This window comes from Vibrio sp. AND4, assembly GCF_000171815.1.
In the GTDB taxonomy this organism is placed as follows: Bacteria; Pseudomonadota; Gammaproteobacteria; order Enterobacterales; family Vibrionaceae; genus Vibrio.
Genome location: NZ_ABGR01000089.1, coordinates 1 through 2,419, shown reverse-complemented (window position 1 = coordinate 2,419; position 2,419 = coordinate 1). Strand labels below are relative to the sequence as shown.

2 protein-coding genes and 2 pseudogenes are annotated in these 2,419 nt (G+C 43.8%); all 4 read left to right on the top strand.

Translation table 11 applies throughout. The features are described from left to right. Window positions 1-1,001: immunoglobulin-like domain-containing protein (locus AND4_RS18765; protein WP_009844567.1), on the top strand; the 1,001-nt coding region annotated here is incomplete at its 5' end. Between the two features lie 190 nt (window positions 1,002-1,191). Next, window positions 1,192-1,734, top strand: a complete 543-nt coding sequence (locus AND4_RS18760) for a (d)CMP kinase (RefSeq protein WP_009844566.1) — start codon at window positions 1,192-1,194, stop codon at window positions 1,732-1,734. Between the two features lie 116 nt (window positions 1,735-1,850). After that, window positions 1,851-2,095: pseudogene (locus AND4_RS20600) on the top strand (hypothetical protein). A 70-nt stretch (window positions 2,096-2,165) separates the two neighbouring features. Then, window positions 2,166-2,419, top strand: a pseudogene (locus AND4_RS18750) (amino-acid racemase); the annotation flags it as partial.

Here is a 2,419-nt window from a genome sequence, read left to right as displayed (position 1 = left end):
GGGTTGACGGCGTAGGTTGGATTGCTCAAAACAATGATGCGCTAAAACAAGAATTCATCTATTACATTTCTGATTCTCTATCGAATGGTACTCGTGGTTTCCACAAAATCCCTCACGATAAATTGGTGTTTGGTATTCCATCAAACATCGACGCTGCAGCAACAGGTTTTGTTCAGGATCCTCAAGATCTTTACGATGCTTTCGAGCAGCTAAAAGCGCAAGGTCAGGCACTTCGCGGCGTAATGACATGGTCAGTAAACTGGGACATGGGCACAAACAAAGACGGTCAGGCGTATGGTGAAAAATTCGTCAAAGATTATGGTCCGTTTGTTCATGGTCAGACACCACCACCGTCAAGCGAAGGTGAGCCAGTATTCAATGGCATCAATGACGTGCGTGTGCAACATGGCAGTTCATTCGACCCTCACGCAGGTGTGACCGCTTCAGACAAAGAAGATGGAGACTTAACTAATAGCATCAATGTAGAAGGTTCTGTTGATGTAAACACTGTCGGTACCTATGTTTTGGTTTACAGTGTAAAAGACAGCGACAACAATGAAACTAAGCAAACAAGAACCGTTGTAGTATACAGCCTTGTTCCAGAATTCGAAGGTGTCGCGAACACGACTATCCAACTTGGTGAAGCATTTGATCCAATGGCTGGAGTGAAAGCTATTGACGCAGAAGACGGTGACTTGACTGGCCAAGTAAAGGTAGAAGGTAGCGTAGATGTTAATACACTTGGCGTTTACAACCTAGTTTACCGTGTAACCGATAGCGCGAACCAGACTGCAACAGCTCAACGAGCAGTGACAGTATCTGATGGCAGTGGCTACCCTGCGTATGAAGCCGGAAAAGCCTATGAAGCTGGTGAGATTGTTACGGGCTCAGACGGTAACTTGTATCAATGTAAACCGTGGCCTTACACAGGGTGGTGTGCAAACCCTTCTTATGCGCCAGGTGAAACCGTTTATTGGTCGGACGCATGGGATAAGTTGTAATTAGCCCATTAGTTGTTGCAAGCCTCCTTCGCTGGAGGCTTTTTTATGCGCGTGACTTCACATCTCATTGAATCAACGCTAGAACTTTAAAGCGTAATCATTAGTATCCCGCCTCCGCATTTTCCAGACTTACCTATAGTTGGAATGCGTCGCTCTTTGTCAATTTGGTACGGTCACCTAGGAGGATTTAATGAAAAGGATCAATGTAGTAGGCAGCAGCGGAAGCGGCAAATCGACGTTTTCAAAGCAGCTTGCAATGAAATTAGGTGTCACGTACATAGAAATGGACAGGTTGTTCTGGCTTCCCGATTGGAAAGAACTCGATGATGAGACGTTCTTCTATAAAGTCGTGGACGTGACTAAACAAGACGCTTGGGTACTCGACGGGAACTACAGCAGAACACAACCATACAAATGGCAAAGGGTCGATACCATCATCTGGCTCGATTATTCACGTTCTATCACCACTTATCGCTCCGCAACTCGTGCTATTGAAAGGGGATGGACTCAAGAAGAGTTTTGGGAAGGAACTGGAAATAGAGAAAGTTTTAGAAAAGCGTTTTTGAGTAAGGATTCGATTATTTGGTGGTCGGTTAAGAATTACCGAAAGAATCGGAAGCGTTATTTAAAACTGAAGGAGGACCTAAAAGGTTCGCCTATCGAGTTCATCCACATCACTTCGCCGAAAATGGCAGAAGATTTTTTGCTTTCTCAGGATTTTATAAATAAGTAGCTAACTTATTTAATGACTTTTTGGTCACAGATCGCAGCTGTGCGAATTCTGACATTCCGACTCCTTAAGATGATGAATACTGAAGAAGTTCCCGTCGTATTCATTGTGGAGGTATTATGATCGGTTACGAGGAAATGGCGATATCAGGCTACCTAGGTTGGTTACTCGCTGTTTTGTTGGTTTATCCCTTGCCTATGTTGGTATTCATATCGGTGTATTCGATATAAAAGTCCGTACCAAAGTCAGTCGTTATTTCAATCGTATAGTATTAGCTTTGATTGCCTTTCTACTGATTATGCATATGCAAACCGAAGTGGTTTACGGCAAGTACTTTCTTGGCCTTTGGGAAGCACAACAGTAACTCTGATCGCATTAATTCCCATCGCCTTGTGCTAAGTTGTCGAAATTGAACTAAAAATCGACAACTTAGCATGAAGCCATACGACCTATATTTTCTTCATACTTCACCCGTACACATTCCATCTTTCTCCGAACTGATAAAAGAGCTCGCACCTGATTTAAACGTCGCAAACTTTGCCGATGCTGAGTTGCTAAAGCGTTTGGTTGCTGGAGAGGACGAATCTAAGGTGACGAAATCAGTACAAGACAAAGTCCGTGAGCTTTCTGAACAAGCAAAGTTGGTGGTTTGTACCTGTTCTTCAATTGGTCGCTTTGCGGAGTCGCT

Excerpts from the sequence above, each read along its gene's own strand:
- AND4_RS18760 (WP_009844566.1), top strand. The coding sequence starts at position 1,192 with ATGAAAAGGATCAATGTAGTAGGCAGCAGCGGAAGCGGCAAATCGACG.